Consider the following 18,057-nt stretch of genomic DNA (forward strand, 5'->3'; position numbering starts at 1 on the left):
TTACCGCATCCTTGGAGTGGAGTCGAACCCCGGCGGCAGTTTCTTTTGTGCCTGTTCCTCGGGGGTGTCAATGCCGAGGATCACCCGGTCGCCTTCCTTCACTGGCCCTTCAATGATTTCTGTAAACAGGGAGTCCGCAATGCCGGTGGTGACGTCGGCCTGATGCGCTTTGCTCTCGAGATCAAACACCCAGACCCGCGACGCTTTCTTGTCCACCGGAATGTTAGGCATCCGGAACCGTAGCGCGCCGTTCGGCACGCGTAGCGGGGATTCTTTCTTCGCGGTGATGATGGTCACGTTGGCCGTCATGCCCGGCTTGAGCTTCAGGTCTTTATTGTCGACCGTGATGACGACATCGTAGGTCACCACGTTCTGCACGCTGATCGGCGCATTCCGCACTTGTGTGACGGTTCCATCGAAGAAGTGTTTCGGATAGGCATCCACGCGAAAGTTGGCGGTCTTTCCCTCAACCACGCCGCCGATATCAGACTCGCTGACATTGGCGTTCACCTGCATCTTCATCAGGTCCTGCGCGATGACAAAGAGGGTGGGTGTCTGGAAGCTGGCCGCAACAGTTTGACCGATGTCCACGGTGCGGGAGATCACGATGCCGTTGACCGGCGAGTAGATGGTGGTATAGCCGAGATCCAACTCGGCGGAGGCGAGCGTCGCTTGCGCCTGGTCCAGCTGCGCCTGCATCACCTGCACATTGGCTTCGGCGTCGCGATAGTTTGTTTCGGCCAGATCGAGGTCCGCCTGCGAGACGAAGGCCTGTTTCCGGAGAGTGGCCATCCGGCCGCGCTCTCGCTTTCGCTGGGCTCCCATGTTCGTGGCCTTGGCCAGGTTGCCGGCGGCGCTTTTCACGGCGGCACGGGCCTGGTTGACGCGTGATTGGAAGGGGAGTGGATCGATCTGAGCGAGAGGTTGGCCTTGTTTCACCACGGCGTTGAAATCTACAAAGAGCTTCGCGATTTTGCCGGACACCTGACTGCCGACCAGGACGGACACCACAGGATTGACCGTGCCGGTTGCGGTGACGAGGGAGGTGATAGGGCCCCGGTCGACGAGGGCTGTCTTATACTGAATCGGAGGGGGACCGCCATTGAACCAGTACCAGATGCCTGTGCCGATCAGGAGCAGTGAGGCCATGCCGCCGAGCAACCAGGGGCGCCCCGATCTGGTTCGCCTCTGCGGGAGGGGAATCACGGTGATGGGGCGCGGACGGTCGTGTTCCCGTGCCGGATCGGAGGGAGGCCAGGCCGCCGGACTGGGGACGATTTCGCTGACGGGGATAGGCTGGATCGGTTCATTCGGGTCGTCGGTCATGATGCACTCGCTTTCTGTACCAGGTCAGTCGGCGCACGATGATGCAGCCTGTTCGCGATGATCTTACGAGCTTCCTCCGCCAATAGCAGCATGAGAGCGCCCAGCGTGAGCGGCCCGAAGATCCAGGCCGGCACAGGGCCGGTGCCAAAGATGTCATTCCCGATCGGTGTATAGGTAATCACCGCAAGTAGTAACAGCTCGATGGCAATCCCCCAGAGGATGAGGGGGTTGCTGCCCCAGCTGCTCCTGGCGGCGCTGAGTCGATTAGACCGGCAGGCAAACACATTCGCCACCTGGGCGAAGACGATTCCGGCGAAGGTCACAGTCGTGGCCTCCTTATAGAGGGGTGAAGACCAATCCAGATGAGTGCCCCAGGTCCATCCCTGGCTCGTGAGGTAGAGAAAGAATCCACTCATCGCCACGATGGCTTCGATCAGACCGAGAAACAGGTAGGCGCGCAGGAGGAGCGGGAGATTCAGGAGCCGTTCGGATCTCGGGCGCGGGGGAATATCCATGACGTCGGCCACCGGGCGTTCGGTGCCGAGACCCAGTGCCGGAATCATGTCGGTGCCGAGATCGACCGCCAATACTTGCGGGATCGTGAGGGCCAGCGGGATACCGAAGAAGCCATAGCCCAGGAACGGCACAATTTCAGGGACGTTGCTGGCCAGGATATAGCTGGTGAATTTGCGAATGTTTTCATAGACCGCCCGGCCTTCTTCGATCGCACCGACGATCGTGGCGAAGTTGTCGTCGAGTAAAATGATATCCGCGGTTTCCTTGGCGACGTCTGTCCCGGCGATGCCCATGGCCACTCCGATGTCGGCTTTCTTAAGGGCCGGCGCATCGTTGACGCCATCGCCGGTGACGGCCACCACGTGACCCATATCTTTGAGCGTGGCGACGATGCGCATCTTATGGCGCGGCGCCATACGGGCAAACACCGGATCCGGCTCTCCCGATCGCGACGGGGTCAGTAGTTGGCGAAGCACGTCATCGCTCATGCCGTCGAGCTGTGTGCCTTCGATCACCGGGACAAAGCCGGTCGGTTGTTGCGGTGCCTGTTCCGGCGCCAGGCCGATCTTGCGGGCAATCGCCAGAGCGGTGAGGGGATGATCGCCCGTAATCATAACGACACGCACGCCGGCTTTGCGGCATTTGAGGATCGCCTCGGGGACCTCACGGTGCGGCGGATCCATCATGGCGACGAGTCCGAGAAACGTCAGATTCTCCTCGATGGTCTCCACTTCGATTTGTTCGGGCTGATGGGCGACTTCGCGCATCGCCACGGCGAGCACGCGGTATGCCTGTTCGGCGAACGTCCGGCTTTGATTCAGGATCCGCGCCCGTTCGTCCGGTGTCATGGAGATGGCCTCGCCATGAACCAATGCCGTTGTACAGAGCGTGAGCACGGCTTCCGGGGCGCCCTTGGTAAAAGCTACGAGACGGCCTTCCGACCAGTGCAGGGTGCTCATCCGTTTGCGATCGGCATCGAAGGCCAGTTCTCCCATGCGGCGCAACGGGGGACGGTGAGCCAGCCCATGTTGAATGGCAAATTCCAGGAGCGCGACTTCCGTCGGATCGCCCGTCACGACGAACCGTCCGTCCGATTGCCGGACCCGCTTGGCGTTGTGGCAATTGACGAGGGCGTCGAATAGGGGTTGCCACTGTTCGGCGTCCGCCGTCGTGATCAAGCGGCCTCTGGTGAAGAGGCATCCCTCGCGCGATTCGATCACGAGCCCGTCGGTGCAGAACCGATCCACCTTCATCCGATTTTCCGTCAGCGTGCCGGTCTTGTCGGTGCAGATGACAGTCGTGCAGCCGAGCGTTTCGACGGAGGATAGATGCTTGATCAGGGCGTTGCGCTTCGCCATCCGTTGGCTGCTCATGGCCAGGGCGAGGGTGACTGTCGGCAGGAGACCTTCGGGCACGTTCGCCACGATGATGCCGATGCCGAAAATCGCGCTGATCCAGAACCCGAGTCCGGTGCCCATTCCGATCACAAAGAAGGCCGCTCCCATGGCCAGAGAAATGGCAGCGACGATGCGGGTGACAGTAATAATTTCTTTTTGCAGCGGGCTGAGGCCGATGGCGACCGAGGTCGTGAGATTGGCGATCTTGCCGAATTCTGTGCGCATGCCGACCGCAAACACGACCGCGCGCCCATGGCCGGAGAGGATGGTGGTGCCGGCGAAGACGATGTTCGAGAGGTCGAGCCAATGGCCATCCTTAGTAGATTCGGCAATCCGTCGCTTCGGGTTCGATTCACCGGTCAGGGCGGCGTTGTCCACTCGCATGCCGGTGGCTTCGATCAAGCGCGCATCTGCCGGGATTCGTTCCCCTTCCTCCAGGATGAGGATGTCGCCCGGCACGATGTCACTGCGAGGACGTTCAAGCGGTTGTCCTCCTCGCATGACCCAGGCCTTCTCTGGCAGCAGGCGATGGAGTGCCTGCACGGCGCGCTCGGCTTTGTACTCTTGAAAGAAGGCGAACACAGCATTGATGACGATGACACCGAGGATGGCCCAGCCCAGGGTGGCCATGCCCTCGCCGGGTTTCATGAAGTCGGCGGCGAATGCGAGGCCGGCAGCGATCCAGAGCAATAGAGCGAGGAAGTGGGTGAAGTGGCGGGTGAGTCCTCGCAGGGTCTGGTACCGGTCGGGTTCCGTGAGCCGATTGGCGCCGAATTGGACAAGCCGTTGCCGGGCCTCTTCCAGCGAAAGACCGCCGGTGGCGGTCTCAAGCCGCTTCAGCACCTCGTCGATGGCGAGGGTTCCAATATCGTGGTACCGGAACTCAGGCACGTGTGCCTCGCACGAGGAGGACCGAACAAGGCGCGTGGCGCAGAAGGGTTTCGGATACGCTGCCGAGATGCAGTCGCTCGGTCTTGGTCAGTTCACGAGAGCCGAATACCAGGAGATCATCGTGTTCGGCCTCCACGTGTTTGACGATGGTGTCGATCACATGATTCATCCGCACGTGGGGCACCGCCGGGTATCCGTCCTTGATAAAGTCGTCCCGCAAACCATTGACGAGGCTGTTGGCGCGATCCATGACCGGTTGAGTCAGAGACGCCACTTGCGATTCGGAGAGATAGCGGGCGGCGAGGTCTGTCACCGGGCTTTCGGCGGAAGTCAGAATCGACACCGTCGCGGAGTCCGGGAGAATGCGGGTTCGAAGAAAGCGGGCTGCAGCCCGTGAGGGTTTCGAGTCATCCACTGCGAGCGTCACGTGGCTGAACCTAGTGAGGGGCTGTTTAACCACCAAGAGTGAACAGGGGGCGACGGCCGCCACTTGCCGCGAGGTGCTTCCCAGCAGAAAGGCTTTGATGTCGCTTAATCCTCGAGACCCCATCAGGATAAGATCCGCCTTTAATCGTTTGGCTTGTTTGGCGATCGTCTTGGCCATGGGACCGTGCGCGAGGATGGTCTGGAATTGTGTGCGAGGGCCGGTGCCTGCTTGGCTGAGGGCGACCCGTGCTGACCGTTCCGCTTCACGCAAGAGAAGTTTTCCGGCTTTGTCTAAGGCAGCGAGGGCGCGGTTCGCGGCGACCGGATTCTTTCGTTTGTTTGCTTGGAGCGACGAAGGATCGACAACATGCAAGAGCACGACATGCTCAGGTTCCCGTCCGGCGAGCGCTTGGAGTGCCTGGACTCCCCACTGAGCATACTCTGACCCATCGACCGCACATATAATGCGCATGCGAGACTCCTTCTTCTAAAAAACTTCAGCGACCGCGAACATGTCAGGTATCTAATCTGCATTGGATATGCCCGTGGAGTCCGGCGATGACGATGGCGAATTTGCATCGTTTCCTGGGCTTGAAGGCCATGGACGTTTCGATTGGGCAGGCGACTGCGGCTTTTTGCAGCAGAGTCGAAATGGTTACTGTGGTGATTGGCCTCAGTCTTCCCGGGAGGAGGACGAGTTGAATGGAGAATGCGCGTTCCTGTGTGGAAATCCTGAGTCCGAACGATGGCGCGTTATGGCATTGTCATTGCGTGAGTGAAGGAGTGAGCCAAAAGGAGGACATATGAAACGAAGTCTTGTGTGGATGATCGGGTTTTCAGCAGTCTTCAGCGGGGGAGTGGGGCTGGCCGATGGCGGCGCGGTGGCACGGATCGGGGCTTCAAGTGAGTTTGTCGAGTTGAGTCATCAGATTGAAGGCAGAACGACGGTCGACTTGCTGCCTCTTCACCGGGTCGGCGACGTTCGGTACTTCAGTGCCGGTATTGGCCTTGAAGAGCGGGCGGCCCAGTACCCGCCATTTTCGTTGAAGCTCGTTTTTACGGCAGGAGGGAAACCGTTCCTCTCCGGGGTCTCCGTGACGATCCAACCGGTCAAAGGGGGAGCCGCCGTAACGATCCCTCAAGAACAGGTGGAGGGGCCTTGGCTCTTCGTTGATTTGGCGCCGGGTAGCTATAACGTCACGGCGATCCATCGTGACCGGAAGCAGGAACTAAAGGGGATTACAGTTGTAGCGGGGAAACAGAAAACGATGCATCTCCGATGGTCGGAGGATCGCGGTCTTGCCGGAGCGTTGCCGGCCGAATAAATGACCCCGTCGGTTGGTAATGTCTGTGCAATATAACCAAAGAAGGAGCGTGATGTCATGCCGAAGACGATGAACAAGAAGCCGGCAAAGAAGCCGGCAAGACTTCCGAAAGTACCGGACTTTGCTTCAATGCTGGTGAAGCCGGTGATGGAAAAGCGGGTACAGTCCGCCCGCGTGAAGACGAAGGGTGATGTGATCGCGTCCCTCATGATCGAAGGGTTTGGCGCGGTCCCGGTGGTGGATGGTGCGAGAAAGCTGATTGGAATCGTAAGTGAGCATGACCTGCTTGCCGCGATGGACGATGGGCATGCACTGGGGGAGCTGACGGCGGCTGATGTCATGACGGGCAATCCCTATTCAGTCCGGCCAGAAACGACGCTGGGAACCCTGGTGCATGTCCTGCGGGCCAGCGATCTTGTCCGCGTGCCGGTCGTGGATGCGAAGGACCGGCTCATCGGCATCATTGCCCGGCGCGATATCTTGCGAACCTATTTGGGGTCGAAGTCAACCCGCAAAAAGTGAGGGAGCTGCGATGCGACAAACAGAATTTTTCATGAAAGCCTGCGATCCGAAGACCTTGACCGTCGGTCAGTTGATGCAGGACGCGGTCACGCGTTGCACGTCGCGGACGGACGCCCTGACCTTGACCCACATGATGACCCATCGGAGTTTCGGGAGTCTGCCCGTGGTGGAGGAGGATGGGACGCTGGTGGGCGTGGTGAGTGAATACGATCTCTTGCAGGTGATGATCGAAGGGCGGGATCTGCGCAAGGTTCTGGCGACCGAGATCATGTCGGCCTATCCGGTGACGGTGACGGAAGACCAGACTCTCGTGCAAGTGGCCGATCTGTTCCAAGACCGGTATCTCACGCGAGTGCCCGTCGTGCGGAACGGCAAACTGGTCGGCATTCTGGCGCGACGGGATCTGCTGTTCGGGTATACGCAGGCGTCCCAGTATTGGTCTTAGTCGGCTGCTGAAACCGACCGGCAGCGGCGTTGCCGGGCAGTCAGTGTGAGCGCAGTTAGACCGTGCAGGTTAAGGAGTACTCTATGACGATCGATCACAATCACCGTCTCCGGGCCGAGTTGGATCAGCATGAGCTGGCGGCGCTTCAGCGTTTCATGGTGGCGATTCAGGAGGAGCCGTATGAATCTAAACCCCGTGTCGATGTCACGGAGGTGTTTCGCGGATCGGAAGGGCAGATCTTCGTGCCGGTGACTGTTTCCGGAGAGAGCCCTGACCCGCATCTCGCGATGCTGATGGGGCACAAGGCGGAACAGTTCTATAAACAGAGCGGATGCCGGTTTGTTCTCCTGCAGCGAATCGAGAGCGATCCTTCGCGGCAAACCTATGTGTGGGATGGGGCGGCGTGGAAGACGGTGCCGTAGCACAGCCAGAGAAGCGTATCCCGGCGATGTCACTGTTTCACATCTTCTGTAAACGACGAGCAAGAGATTGCAATGGGGATGTGAGTTTCATTCACTTCGCGGTGCTGCTGATTGCCCTGTTTCCTTCCATCGCCTTTTCGGAGCCGTCCAAGAAACATCCCAGCCCCTGTCAGATCGCCTATCCCAGCGATGCGACTATCGAGTGGAACTGTTGGACTATGCGGCCCGGTGAATCGCTTGAAAAGCTGTTCGGGGAGCGCTGGGTCGAAGTCGCACGGTTCAACCGGATTGATCGGCGTCATGCGCGTTCCGGCGCCTCGCTCAAAGTCCCGAAGCGGCTTGACGATTTGGACTCCTTCTCGCCGCTCCCGCTGTTGTATCCGCCCGCCGAGCAGGAGGATCGGTTCATCCTCATCGATCTTTCGGAGCAATTTCTCGGGGCCTATGAATACGGCGCCTTACGGTTTGCGCTCCCGATTGCTTCCGGGAACGGAGGCAACGAAACACCGCTCGGCGATTTCCGGATCACCGCAGCCCATCGCGTGCATCGGTCCTGTCTCTATACGGTCGAAGGAACGGACCGGCCCTATCCCATGAACTATGCGTTGCGTTTCTTTGTGAATCGGGCAGGCGTGTCCTATTGGATTCACGGGCGGGATTTGCCGGGCTATCCGGCTTCACATGGCTGTATCGGGCTCTATGATGAACCGATGCAGAAGGAACAGTACGGAATTCCGAAAGACCCGGAGTTGAACGATGCGAAGCGACTCTTCGAGTGGGTGTTAGGAGGCGAAGTGCAAGACGACGCGGTGATTCTGCTCGCCCAAGGTCCCAGGCTTCAGATCATCGGCGAGGCGCCGAAGCGTGAGCGGCGATGACGACCGAGGCCGGTCTGTTCCTTGGTTAGTGCGCCCGGCGATCGACCGATTCGGTCATAGCTTTCAGCGAATCAGAGACCCGTACTTCGTAGGAAGCGGCGGGTTCGAGCGCCTGCAGCGAAAGCGGGAGCTGGGCTAGTTGGTCAGCGGCATGGGCGCGGCTGTCAGTGAGAGAGGGAAGCGGCGCGATGAGCTGGCCGTCGCGCATGACCGGTTGGAGGAGGCCTTGTCCTTCCTGTCGATCCGTACTCGTCGTCAGCAGATCGTAGGCCCATTGCCCGTCGGCGGTGCGTTCGCGATAGACCTGTTTGCGTCCCGGCCAGGTGGCTTTGCCTTCGGACCGTTTGCGGCAAGGCCGGCCGGCGTATTCCTGAAGTTTGTAAGCGCAGTCCAGTGAAGGCGCATCCGTCGAGGTCGTCATCGCCGTGCCGACGGCGAAACTGTCGATCGGTGCGCGGCTGTGAATCAACGCTCGCAACCGGTATTCATCCAGATTGCCGCTGACGAGGATCGTTGCATGCGGTAAGCCTCCCTCGTCGAGAATCTTTCTGACGTTCCTGGCATGCTCGGCAAGATCGCCGCTATCTAGCCGAATACCTTTCACGGAGATGGCTTTGGCGAGTAGCGAGGGCGCGAGCGCCACGACCTTGTGCGCAGCGGCTTCGGTGTCGTAGGTGTCGATCAGCAGTACGACATTCTCCGGCTGGGCCTGCGCGAAGTGGGTGAAGGACTCGGATTCGTCCTCGTGGGCTTGGACGAACGAATGGGCCATCGTGCCGAAAATCGGGATGCCGAAGGCTCTGCCGGCCAGCACGGTCGCAGTACCGGCGAATCCGGCAAGATAGCTGGCGCGCGCGGCATAGAGACCGGCTTCGGCCCCGTGTGCGCGGCGAAGTCCAAAGTCGATGAGCGGCTTGCCTTCGGCGATCAAGACGGATCGCGCGGCCTTCGAGGCGATCATGGTCTGGAAGTTCAGTAGATTCATGATGCGCGTTTCGACCAGTTGGGCCTGCGGCATGGGGGCGACGATGCGTAAGATCGGCTCGTTGGGGAAAAAGATGGTGCCTTCCGCCATTGCTTCGACCGATCCCGAAAAGCGGAGTCCTTCCAAATAGCGCAGGAGCGTCGGCGAGAATCGGCCGGTCTGTGCGAGCCAGGCGATGTCGTCGGAGGTGAAGCGTAGGCGAGAAAGATAGTCCACGGCCTGCGGGAGTCCGGCAGCCATGAGGAAATTGCGATGGGGCGGCAGGCGGCGGACAAAAAATTCGAAGACGGCCGGTTCCTCCATGCCCTGCTCCAGATAGGCTTGGGCCATCGTCAACTGGTACAGGTCCGTCAGGAGTGCGTGGTCGGATGGATTCATTGTGTGAGCTGTTCCAACCGGATGGGGACAGCGCCGCTGCGGATCATTTCGTCGATCGCCCGCTGACCGTCGCCCGGTTGACGATTGACGGCGGCGATGCCGTCGAGCAGGAGGCAGGTCTCGTAGCCGAGTCTGCGCGCGTCTCTGACGCTGTAGAGCACGCAATAGTCGGTGGCCAGGCCGCCGATGAAAATACGCCGTACATGATCGCGCTGCAGCAGTTCATGCAGGGGTGTGTCTTCGAAGACCGAGTAGACGTCTTTGTCCGGTTTGGTGGCTTTGTAAATCGTCTCGACGGTCGATGGGATTGGGAACTGCGTGGGTGTCAGCGAGCCGGGCGTATCTGCCACGCAGTGCACGGGCCAGGGGCCGCCTTGTTCTCTGAACGAACAATGGCGCGGCGGGTGCCAATCGCGCGAGAAAATGATTGGGAGACGGCGTGTCACGAAACGGTCGCAATAGTGGCGCAGAACCGGCAGAAGCCCGTCGCCTCCGGCAATTCCGAGTGCGCCGCCGGGAAGAAAATCATTCTGCAGGTCCACGACCAGCAGCGCATCGCCCGGCGCGAGGACGACATGGTTAGACGATGGAGTTGCCGGATGGGTCGAGAGCAGCGTCATGGGTATTCCCGCTAAGCAGGCGGTCAGGCCAGTGGAGTCTCGGTTCGCTCACGGTTCCATGATGATCCGTCCGCCGGGATGTTCTTCGCCCTCACCCCACTCCGCGACGGCCTGCGCCATTTCGGCGAGGCGTTGAGCGGCACGGCCAAACACCGTGTCGGGAGGATATTCCCCGTCGATACCGCGTTCTCCGGCCGTCACGCCGGTGAGCAATTCAATGGCTTCTTCCAGCGTGTTCACCGCGTAGACGGTGAACTGTCCCGATTCCACCGCTTCGACCACATCGCGACGAAGGGCGAGATGGTTCGTATTACGCGCCGGAATGATCACGCCCTGTTTGCCGGTCAGTCCACGCCGTGAACAGGATTCAAGAAACCCTTCGATTTTCTCGTTGACGCCGCCGATAGGCTGGACTTCGCCCAATTGGTTGACGGATCCGGTGACGGCAAGATATTGCCGGATCGGCAGATCGGCTAGGCTGGACAAAATTGCGGTCAACTCGGCGACAGCGGCGCTGTCTCCTTCAATCTCGGAGTAGGTTTGTTCGAAGGTCAAGGACGCGCTCATGGCGAAGGGATGTAGCCCGGCAAACTTTCCTGCCAGGTAACCGGCGATGGTCATGACCCCTTTGCTATGGATATTGCCGGCCAACTCCGCTTCTCGCTGCACGTCGATGACGCCTTTGGTGCCGACATACGTGCGCGCCGTGATGCGGGTGGGGCGGCCGAACGCGTAGTCGCCGAGTTCATGGACGGAGAGACCATTCACCTGGCCGACGCTCTCGCCGTCGAGATCGACCATCAGGGTACCTTCTTTGATTTCGTCCTGGATCCAATGTTCGGCCAGATTCGACCGGTGGCGCTTGTGCGCGATGGCCGCGTCCACATCTCCGCGCGTCACAAACGAATGACCTTCTTTCCTGGCCCAGTAGCCGGCCTCGCGGATGAGGTCGCTCACGAGGCTGAATCGCAGTGACAGGCGGTCGTGCCGATCGGCAAAGCGGAAGCCTTGCCGAATCACTTCGGCGACCGCATCGGCGCCAAAGTGCGGCAGCCCTTCTTCGCGGCAGAGTTTTGCGATGAAGCGGGCGTACTGGCGATCCTGCCGTTCGCTTCGGACCACTTCCGTATCGAAGTCCGCCTTCACTTTAAAGAGCTTGGCAAAGTCCTCTTCGTAGGCTTGGAGCAGGTAGTAGATCATGGGCGGCCCGACCATGATGATTTTCACCGTGACGGGGATGGCTTGCGGCCGGAGGCCGGCGGTGGAGAAACCATAGAATTCGCCGGGGTCTTCGATTTTCACTTCAGCCGTTTTGATGACTCGCTTCAGCGCGTCCCAGGAAAATGGTTGATGCAACATGTCCAGCGCATTCACGATCAGGTAGCCGCCGTTGGCTTGGAGGACGGCGCCGGCACGGATTTCAGTGAAGTCCGTGTACATGACGCCCATATGTGCGCGGCGTTCGATTTTGCCGATCAGGTTGGTGTAAGTCGGGTGCGATTCGTCGATGACGGGCGCGCCGCCGGTCGAGTCATGCTCGACGATGAGATTCACGAGATAGCGGGTCATGTCAGGCCGACGGAGTTCCAGGCCAGGAATGGGTAATGCCGGTCCTTCATGGGGAAGAAATTCTTTGTAATGGTGGATGACGTTGTCTTTCACACGCTCGAGATAGGCGGAGACGGCCGGTAGATCTTGGTAGGACCGCAGTAACGCCTCATACCGGCCTTCGAGCACGTTGGTCACCACCTGGTGATCGAGGTGGCGGAGCTGGTGCTCCATTTCTTTATCGAGGCCGTGGAGACGCACATGAAAGTCACGGATCTCGCCTTCGAGGGCGAGCCGGCGTTCGGTGAGGTCCCGTTGTTCTGGTTCGGTCATGGCCTCCATGGCTTCGTCGGTCATGGGATGTCCGTCTTTGAGCGGCACGAGTCCGAATCCCGCCGGCGTTTCGTCGAACCCGAACCCGCGGGCGAGACTCAACTTGGTGAGCTCTTGGAACAGCGTTTTCTTCTTGGCTTCAGTTTCGTCATGCAGCTTGGCTTTGCCGTCGAGGTACTTCTTGCTTTCGAACGCGGCAGGGATGTCGCGCCGCAAGCTCTCGATGAACGTGGCCATGTCCCGTTTGAAGGCACCGCCTTGCCCGGCGGGAAAGGAAAGACCGACCGGCCGTGAGGGGTCCTGAAAATTGTTGACGTAGCACCAGTCGGAAGGAGCCTGGGCTGTCCGGGCCAGCCGTGTCACCATCTGACGGACCAGGGTGGCTTTCCCTGTGCCGACCGGGCCGGAGACGTACAGGTTGAACCCCGGGCTCTTCATCGAGAGACCGAACTCCAGCGCTTCGACCGCCCGCTCCTGGCCGATAATATCGGTGAGCGGTTCGAGTTCGCTCGTGTCTTCGAACCCTAACTGTGCGGGATCGACTGTGGGCGACAACATCGAAACGGGAACTCTAAATTTGTCCGTGCTCATCTACACTACTTTCGTTGCGACCACCGGAGGTGGCTGTACGGTTGTGGCCTGGGGGCCTTTCTTGCCTTGCTCCACCCCGAACACCACGTCTGTTCCGTCTTCGAGCTGCTCAAACGTGAGGCTGTGAAGTGCATTCGCATGAAAATACACTTCCCCCCCGCCCTCCTGGAGGATGAACCCATAGCCTTCCTTCGGGAAGAGCTTGCAGATCACTCCACGATTGGGTGGAACAGGTGGAAGGCGCACGTCGGTCTCTGCGCGCTTCTCACGAAACTTCCGCAGTTCAATCGTCACAGCTTCAAAGGCGCTCCGGATGGCTTCTTCGAACGTCTTATCTTCCTTGCGAGCGGTCAAGGTATGGCGGTCTGGGATTGTGACAACCACGAGCGCCTCCGCGACGTGGTCTTGTTTCTTGTGATGGCGGTTCTTTGTCAGAGTCACGCGGCCATGGGTGAGGTCGTCATGCCCCCGACGGAGATCCTCCATGCGGGCTTCGATTTCGGTCTTCCAGCGTGGCGTCATCTCGACATTTCGGCTTTGGATTTCTAAGTCCATCTGGTGCCCTCCTTTTCTTCAGTTTTAACTATCAGCAAGGCGGATGCCGCTTGCGTCAAATCCACCGGTTGGAGAATGGCCTCAGAAAGAGGCCATCGTTTACGCAGTTTTGCGAATGGCCATGCTTTCCACGTGGTAAATGACAGGGCAGACTGGCGCATTTCTCCTCAGTGGTCGCAATGTGGGTGAAGCGCAATGCGTCACTTGCAGCACCGTGAGAGGAGGCAGGAGATGGCGCAAGCGGAAATGTATCATTGGGATCGCTGTTACAGGCGGTCGTTCAGATGGCTGTTCGATTGGAATGTGACTTGCGTGTTATTTCTGTATGCCGACGCTGAGAAAACAGGCTCTCGAAGAGTATCTCCAGTCGCGTTTTGGGCCTGACGCTACGTTGCTGTCGTTCGGCGTGATCGGAAAGGCAAGTTCAGAAGGGGCGCATAAGCAATACGGCTATGGGACACCGGTCAAGCTGACGTTCCGTGTCGGCAACGATGTACGGTCGGCTGTGTTGGAAACCATGAAGCCCGGTCCCTTCGGGCACGAGCACATGGCTGATCGGGCGCAGGCGATGTTGTGGGACTACGAGTCCTATGGACGGCTCCCGCGCCATGTAAAGGCGCTCGACGTCGGCATCTTTACAGGCACACAGAAAATGTTGTCTGTTGCAGAGGGGCGGGAATACTTTGTCCTGAATCAATGGACCGAGGGAGTAAGTTATCACGAAGATCTGGAACGGCTCGCCAAGGGGCGATCGCTCCGTCCGCTCGATCGCAAGCGGACCGTCGCCCTTGCGCGTTATCTGGCGCAGATCCACGCGCATAAGAAACGGGATGCCGATTTATACCGCCGCCGTTTGCGGGAGTTAATCGGTCACGGCGAATGCATCATGGGGCTGACCGACAGTTACCCCGAGCGGTTCGGGTTTATCACGGAAGCCTTGTTGCGCGGAATTGAGGATGCCGCCAACCGTTGGCGGTGGCGTCTGCGCGGACAGACCAAACGATTGTCGCAAGTGCACGGGGATTTTCACCCTTGGAATGTGTTGTTCAAGAAGGGTGTCGATTTCGCAGTGCTCGATCGCTCACGCGGGGAGTGGGGTGAACCGGCGGACGACGTGACATCCATGACGATCAACTATTTCTTCTATTCACTCTGCCGGTGGGGACGGCTGAAGGGGCCGTACGAAGTGCTTTTCCGCCTGTTTTGGGAGGAGTATATCGAGGCAAGCGGCGATGAGGATGTGTTGGCAACAGCGGCGCCGTTCTTTGCGTTTCGCGGCTTGGTACTGGCGAGTCCTGTCTGGTATCCCACGTTGCCGATCGGTGTGCGTCGAACCATCTTTCGATTTATAGATCAGGTCCTCGCTGCACCGCGCTTCGATCCGTCACGGGTGAATGAGTATTGCGGGTGAGTTATGAGTTGTCAGCCATTAGGAGTCGTTGGATTCAAACGATGCTGAAAGCTGAGGGCAGATTGCTGATAGCTGTGTTCTGCTTATGAGTCGGACCCAAGGTTTCGCCATCTGGATTACGGGCCTGCCGGCTTCCGGCAAGAGCACGATCGTAAGGGCGCTCACGCCGCAGCTTGAAGCGGAAGGCCTGACAGTGGAAGTATTGGAGTCAGATGAGGTCAGACGTGTGCTCACGCCGGAGGCAACCTACTCGCAGGCCGAGCGGGACCTCTTCTACCGCGCTTTAGCGCTGATGGGGGCGAAGCTGGTGGCGCAGGGCGTGACCGTGATCTTTGACGCCACAGCCACCCGGCGTGAGTATCGCGACTTTGCCAGGAGGCTGATTCCCCGATTCATCGAAGTGGCGGTGGAATGTCCGCTGGAAATCTGCACGCAGCGTGACTACAAAGGGACGTATCAACGAGGGCAGCGAGGTGAGTCCAGCACTGTGCCGGGGTTGCAGTCCCCATATGAACCGCCGGTCAGCCCAGATCTGACCATCGATACGACGGAAGTCCCGGCGAGCGCAGCGGCGGAGAATGTACTCGCGCTTGTGAAGAAACGATTTCTTCAGTAAATAGCAGCTTCTTTTTATTCTTTTGCTTTTCCCTCTCGATGAAAGTGCCGCAGAAACCACTTGCATGCGTGCTCGGCTACCTGTTCCAGCGTGCCTGGTTCTTCAAATAGATGTGTGGCTCCGGGGACGACGGTCAGTTTCTTCTCACAGATGAGCATTTCGTAGGCTGATTGGTTCATCTCAATCACCGGTTCATCCCACCCACCGACAATCAGCAGAGTTGGCGCGGTCACCGAGGGCAGATAGGCTTCTGCCAAGTCGGGCCGTCCGCCTCGCGACACGATGGCCTGGATGTTTTGTGGGTCTCTGGCAGCGGCTTGCAACGCCGCGCCGGCTCCGGTGCTGGCGCCGAAATAGCCGATGCCAAGCTTCTTTGTGTGCGGGTCTTTATCCAGCCAGGCTTTGGCCAGCAACAGCCGATCGGCCAGCAGATCGATATCAAACACTTTCCGTCGGTCCTCGGCTTCGTCCGGCGTGAGCAGGTCAAGCAATAGTGTCGCGAGGCCGTTCTGCTGCAGATGGCGGGCGACGAAGTTGTTACGCGGGCTCAATCGTCCGCTGCCGCTGCCGTGAGCAAAGAGGATGACGCCGCTTGGATCAGGTGGGAGGCCTAGGATGCCCTCAAGCGCCAGTTTTCCGTAAATGATCTGGACATTGTGCTCGTGGCTAGTCATCATCGCTTGGTCCGATCGTTCATATTTGAACTATGTTAGCAAGTAGCTAATAAATAAGAGTAAAGAAATGAACGTGTTGGTCTTTGCTGTGGATATTTTCTCTAGAAGCGTACTTGCACGAAGACGGTTTTGACTAAGATTCCTGATAAATCGATGTCAGGGGCTATGCTCAGCGTATAAATGCGACAAGCTGTACAATAATGTACGTATAAGTAGTCTCCACAGAGACAATTTTAGGCAATTTATATTCTAAGTCATTGATAATTAGAAAACTGTAATGCTGGATCGCAACTTGCTCAATCCCCCAGGCATACGTCAACTTTCACCTGGGGAGGAAATAATCATGGGTTGTCCGAAATGCAAAGGCTTGATGATGTTGGAGCGCTTCTCGGATTTCTTTCTAGTGTTTTATGCTTGGAAGTGCGTCAATTGCGGAGCGATCATTGATCGGACGATCTCCAACAACCGCAAGAACAGTCTGGCTGCCAAAGCCGCGAAAGAAGTTGAAACCGCCGCTGCCTAACCGGTTGTCCGTTAGGCATTGGAACTCCGGCACGGTGCGTTCGGCATCGTCGAAATTGTGGGACTGTGCCGGCTGGAGTTCTTAGGTGGAGGCCCAGCCACAACCATTCATGGCCTGATTACAGCAGGTTGCCTGTCACGTCGATTCCTTCCGTCGCTCGCGGTTTTGCCCACCCTAAATCATCCCGCTGCCTCATAACTCCCTCATGCTTCGCCGCCGCCGGCATGCCAGCTATCGACCTCCGGCTTTCTTCTTTGTCACTGCGCAAGGCGCCGGTCGGCTGAGCTCCGCCGGCAACAGAGTCTGGTTATCAACACAGGCGGTATCCAGCTGTGCTTGGGTCAGTCCGGCCGATGAGGCCAGATTGGCTCCGTAGAAGTTCGCCTGACGGATGTCGGCCGCATCAAGGCGTGCGCCGCTGAGATCTGCCCCATTGAATGAGGCTCTCTGCAGCTTGGCTTCCTGCAGATTGGCGTGGGTCAAATTCGCATGGCTGAAATTGGCATCACTCAAATCGGCGGCGACGAGATTGGCTGAGTCGAGTGTGGCTTCATTGAATTGTGCCCGAGGCAGGGATGCTTTGGGGGCATAGATCTCGTGCAGGGCGGCTTTGGTAAAGACGGCGTCGGCGCCGCGTGTGCCGATCATGACGGCATGATGCAGGTTAGCGTCGCGAAAGTCGGCCTTTTCAATGACAGCCTTGTAGAGAATCACCATGCGCATTTTTGCTGATTGGAGTGAGGCCTTGATGAGGCGTGCGCCTTCCAGATTGGCGCCTTCAAGATCGGCTTGTGCGAGGCGGGTACCCTCCAGATTCGCATGACGGAGATCCGCTCCGCGGAGGATGGCATCGCGAAGATCGGCGTGTCTAAGGTCGGTATCATCCAGATAGGCGCTTTCTAGATCCGCTTCCATCATACGGGCGTCATTCAACCGAGCTCCGTCGAGCAGCGCCCCCTGCAGATTGGTCTGAAGCAGTAGGGCCTTCGACAAGTCGGTCCGGCGAAGATCCGCACCCATCAAATCGGCTCCGGTTAGGACTGCCTTCTGAAGATTGGCTCCGTAGAGGTAGCTGTCGACCAGCGTCGCGTTCGTAAAGTCAGCCGACGATAAATCGGCTCCCTCGAAATGGGCTCGCTCGAAGATGGCATCGTGCAGCTGGGCGCCGGATAACGCGGCGTTGTACAGCGCCGCTTCATCGCCGATCGCACGGAGGAGGTTGGCATGTGTCAGTTTGGCATGACGCAAGTCCGCACCGACTAAATTGCTGTCTTCGAGATTGGCTTTGGTGAGGTCGGCGCCTGCAAGGCTGGCTTGCGTCAGGATGCTTTGTCTGAGATTGGCCTGCCTGAGGTTGACGCCTTCCATCCGGGCACGTTCGAGATTGGCCCCTTCGAGGGAGGCCTGCCGTAAGTCGGCTCCACAGAAATCCGCCCGTTTATGCCCGGGGCTGTCTCGCTGTTCGAGCCATTCCTGGTGTGCGTGGAGTGTGCTGCGGATGGCGGCTGGAGACAAGGTGCCTTTCTTGTGTGGTTGCTCGCATCGCTGGACATGGTTTGGTGGCGGCGTTGTGCTTGCTGCCAAGATGGGAGTTGTGGCAATGGTGGATACAATCAACAGGAATAGTCCCTGGCGTAAGGCGGAATGGATCATCTCGGTCTCCTCTAGGTGGTTC

Annotated in this window: 17 protein-coding genes; 8 read left to right on the plus strand and 9 right to left on the minus strand. The window is 58.8% G+C overall.

Going from position 1 to position 18,057, the window contains the following annotated elements:
• Genes Q7U39_01420 through Q7U39_01430 form a run of 3 tightly spaced genes read right to left on the minus strand, consistent with a single transcriptional unit; the run spans nt 1 to nt 5,028 of the window.
• Nucleotides 1-1,326 (minus strand): efflux RND transporter periplasmic adaptor subunit, encoded by a 1,326-nt coding sequence (locus tag Q7U39_01420; protein ID MDO9116591.1) that lies wholly within the window; start codon nt 1,324-1,326, stop codon nt 1-3.
• Nucleotides 1,323-4,130, minus strand: a complete 2,808-nt coding sequence (locus tag Q7U39_01425; protein MDO9116592.1) for a cation-transporting P-type ATPase — start codon at nt 4,128-4,130, stop codon at nt 1,323-1,325. Before Q7U39_01425 ends, Q7U39_01420 begins: the two co-directional genes overlap by 4 nt.
• Entirely contained in the window at nt 4,123-5,028 is a 906-nt protein-coding gene (locus tag Q7U39_01430; GenBank protein ID MDO9116593.1) for a universal stress protein, read from the minus strand. The genes Q7U39_01425 and Q7U39_01430 overlap by 8 nt, the downstream gene beginning before the upstream one ends.
• Before the next feature lie 331 nt (nt 5,029-5,359).
• Between Q7U39_01430 and Q7U39_01435 the strand changes: the two genes are divergently transcribed.
• From Q7U39_01435 to Q7U39_01455, 5 genes are all read left to right on the plus strand, one after another.
• Nucleotides 5,360-5,881 (plus strand): hypothetical protein, encoded by a 522-nt coding sequence (locus tag Q7U39_01435; protein MDO9116594.1) that lies wholly within the window; start codon nt 5,360-5,362, stop codon nt 5,879-5,881.
• A 57-nt stretch (nt 5,882-5,938) separates the two neighbouring features.
• Complete coding sequence (locus Q7U39_01440; GenBank protein ID MDO9116595.1) at nt 5,939-6,403, plus strand: CBS domain-containing protein; 465 nt, start codon at nt 5,939-5,941, stop codon at nt 6,401-6,403.
• Nucleotides 6,404-6,413: 10 nt separating this feature from the next.
• On the plus strand, nt 6,414-6,848 hold the full coding sequence (locus tag Q7U39_01445; GenBank protein ID MDO9116596.1) for a CBS domain-containing protein: 435 nt from the start codon (nt 6,414-6,416) through the stop codon (nt 6,846-6,848).
• Nucleotides 6,849-6,931: 83 nt separating this feature from the next.
• On the plus strand, nt 6,932-7,270 hold the full coding sequence (locus Q7U39_01450) for a hypothetical protein (protein MDO9116597.1): 339 nt from the start codon (nt 6,932-6,934) through the stop codon (nt 7,268-7,270).
• Between the two features lie 80 nt (nt 7,271-7,350).
• A complete protein-coding gene (locus Q7U39_01455; GenBank protein ID MDO9116598.1) occupies nt 7,351-8,148 on the plus strand; it encodes a L,D-transpeptidase in 798 nt (265 codons plus the stop codon).
• Between the two features lie 25 nt (nt 8,149-8,173).
• Here Q7U39_01455 and Q7U39_01460 read toward each other — a convergent pair whose 3' ends face one another.
• Genes Q7U39_01460 through Q7U39_01475 form a run of 4 tightly spaced genes read right to left on the minus strand, consistent with a single transcriptional unit; the run spans nt 8,174 to nt 13,158 of the window.
• Nucleotides 8,174-9,511, minus strand: a complete 1,338-nt coding sequence (locus tag Q7U39_01460; GenBank protein ID MDO9116599.1) for a nicotinate phosphoribosyltransferase — start codon at nt 9,509-9,511, stop codon at nt 8,174-8,176.
• Complete coding sequence (locus tag Q7U39_01465) at nt 9,508-10,131, minus strand: isochorismatase family protein (GenBank protein ID MDO9116600.1); 624 nt, start codon at nt 10,129-10,131, stop codon at nt 9,508-9,510. The genes Q7U39_01460 and Q7U39_01465 overlap by 4 nt, the downstream gene beginning before the upstream one ends.
• 48 nt (nt 10,132-10,179) lie before the next feature.
• Nucleotides 10,180-12,603, minus strand: a complete 2,424-nt coding sequence (locus Q7U39_01470; GenBank protein MDO9116601.1) for an AAA family ATPase — start codon at nt 12,601-12,603, stop codon at nt 10,180-10,182.
• Nucleotides 12,604-13,158, minus strand: a complete 555-nt coding sequence (locus Q7U39_01475; GenBank protein ID MDO9116602.1) for an HPF/RaiA family ribosome-associated protein — start codon at nt 13,156-13,158, stop codon at nt 12,604-12,606. It lies immediately after the preceding gene.
• Nucleotides 13,159-13,483: 325 nt separating this feature from the next.
• On the opposite strand from Q7U39_01475, the gene Q7U39_01480 reads away from it, so the two are divergent.
• Nucleotides 13,484-14,569 (plus strand): phosphotransferase, encoded by a 1,086-nt coding sequence (locus Q7U39_01480; protein ID MDO9116603.1) that lies wholly within the window; start codon nt 13,484-13,486, stop codon nt 14,567-14,569.
• An 85-nt stretch (nt 14,570-14,654) separates the two neighbouring features.
• The gene (locus Q7U39_01485; GenBank protein ID MDO9116604.1) at nt 14,655-15,185 is read left to right on the plus strand and encodes an adenylyl-sulfate kinase; all 531 of its coding nucleotides are present in this window, start codon (nt 14,655-14,657) and stop codon (nt 15,183-15,185) included.
• 14 nt (nt 15,186-15,199) lie between these two features.
• Here the strand turns inward: Q7U39_01485 and Q7U39_01490 are convergent, their stop codons facing one another.
• Entirely contained in the window at nt 15,200-15,862 is a 663-nt protein-coding gene (locus Q7U39_01490; GenBank protein ID MDO9116605.1) for an alpha/beta fold hydrolase, read from the minus strand.
• 340 nt (nt 15,863-16,202) lie between these two features.
• On the opposite strand from Q7U39_01490, the gene Q7U39_01495 reads away from it, so the two are divergent.
• Entirely contained in the window at nt 16,203-16,382 is a 180-nt protein-coding gene (locus tag Q7U39_01495) for a hypothetical protein (protein ID MDO9116606.1), read from the plus strand.
• Nucleotides 16,383-16,613: 231 nt separating this feature from the next.
• Here Q7U39_01495 and Q7U39_01500 read toward each other — a convergent pair whose 3' ends face one another.
• On the minus strand, nt 16,614-18,035 hold the full coding sequence (locus Q7U39_01500; protein ID MDO9116607.1) for a pentapeptide repeat-containing protein: 1,422 nt from the start codon (nt 18,033-18,035) through the stop codon (nt 16,614-16,616).
• Between the last annotated feature and the right edge of the window lie 22 nt (nt 18,036-18,057).

This window comes from Nitrospira sp., from assembly GCA_030653545.1.
In the GTDB taxonomy this organism is placed as follows: domain Bacteria; phylum Nitrospirota; class Nitrospiria; order Nitrospirales; family Nitrospiraceae; genus Nitrospira_D.

Coding starts and splice junctions, on each gene's coding strand:
- Q7U39_01420 (MDO9116591.1), bottom strand. CDS start 1,326: ATGACCGACGACCCGAATGAACCGATCCAGCCTATCCCCGTCAGCGAA.
- Q7U39_01430 (MDO9116593.1), bottom strand. CDS start 5,028: ATGCGCATTATATGTGCGGTCGATGGGTCAGAGTATGCTCAGTGGGGA.
- Q7U39_01435 (MDO9116594.1), top strand. CDS start 5,360: ATGAAACGAAGTCTTGTGTGGATGATCGGGTTTTCAGCAGTCTTCAGC.
- Q7U39_01440 (MDO9116595.1), top strand. CDS start 5,939: ATGCCGAAGACGATGAACAAGAAGCCGGCAAAGAAGCCGGCAAGACTT.
- Q7U39_01445 (MDO9116596.1), top strand. CDS start 6,414: ATGCGACAAACAGAATTTTTCATGAAAGCCTGCGATCCGAAGACCTTG.
- Q7U39_01450 (MDO9116597.1), top strand. CDS start 6,932: ATGACGATCGATCACAATCACCGTCTCCGGGCCGAGTTGGATCAGCAT.
- Q7U39_01460 (MDO9116599.1), bottom strand. CDS start 9,511: ATGAATCCATCCGACCACGCACTCCTGACGGACCTGTACCAGTTGACG.
- Q7U39_01465 (MDO9116600.1), bottom strand. CDS start 10,131: ATGACGCTGCTCTCGACCCATCCGGCAACTCCATCGTCTAACCATGTC.
- Q7U39_01470 (MDO9116601.1), bottom strand. CDS start 12,603: ATGAGCACGGACAAATTTAGAGTTCCCGTTTCGATGTTGTCGCCCACA.
- Q7U39_01475 (MDO9116602.1), bottom strand. CDS start 13,158: ATGGACTTAGAAATCCAAAGCCGAAATGTCGAGATGACGCCACGCTGG.
- Q7U39_01480 (MDO9116603.1), top strand. CDS start 13,484: ATGCCGACGCTGAGAAAACAGGCTCTCGAAGAGTATCTCCAGTCGCGT.
- Q7U39_01485 (MDO9116604.1), top strand. CDS start 14,655: ATGAGTCGGACCCAAGGTTTCGCCATCTGGATTACGGGCCTGCCGGCT.
- Q7U39_01490 (MDO9116605.1), bottom strand. CDS start 15,862: ATGATGACTAGCCACGAGCACAATGTCCAGATCATTTACGGAAAACTG.
- Q7U39_01495 (MDO9116606.1), top strand. CDS start 16,203: ATGGGTTGTCCGAAATGCAAAGGCTTGATGATGTTGGAGCGCTTCTCG.
- Q7U39_01500 (MDO9116607.1), bottom strand. CDS start 18,035: ATGATCCATTCCGCCTTACGCCAGGGACTATTCCTGTTGATTGTATCC.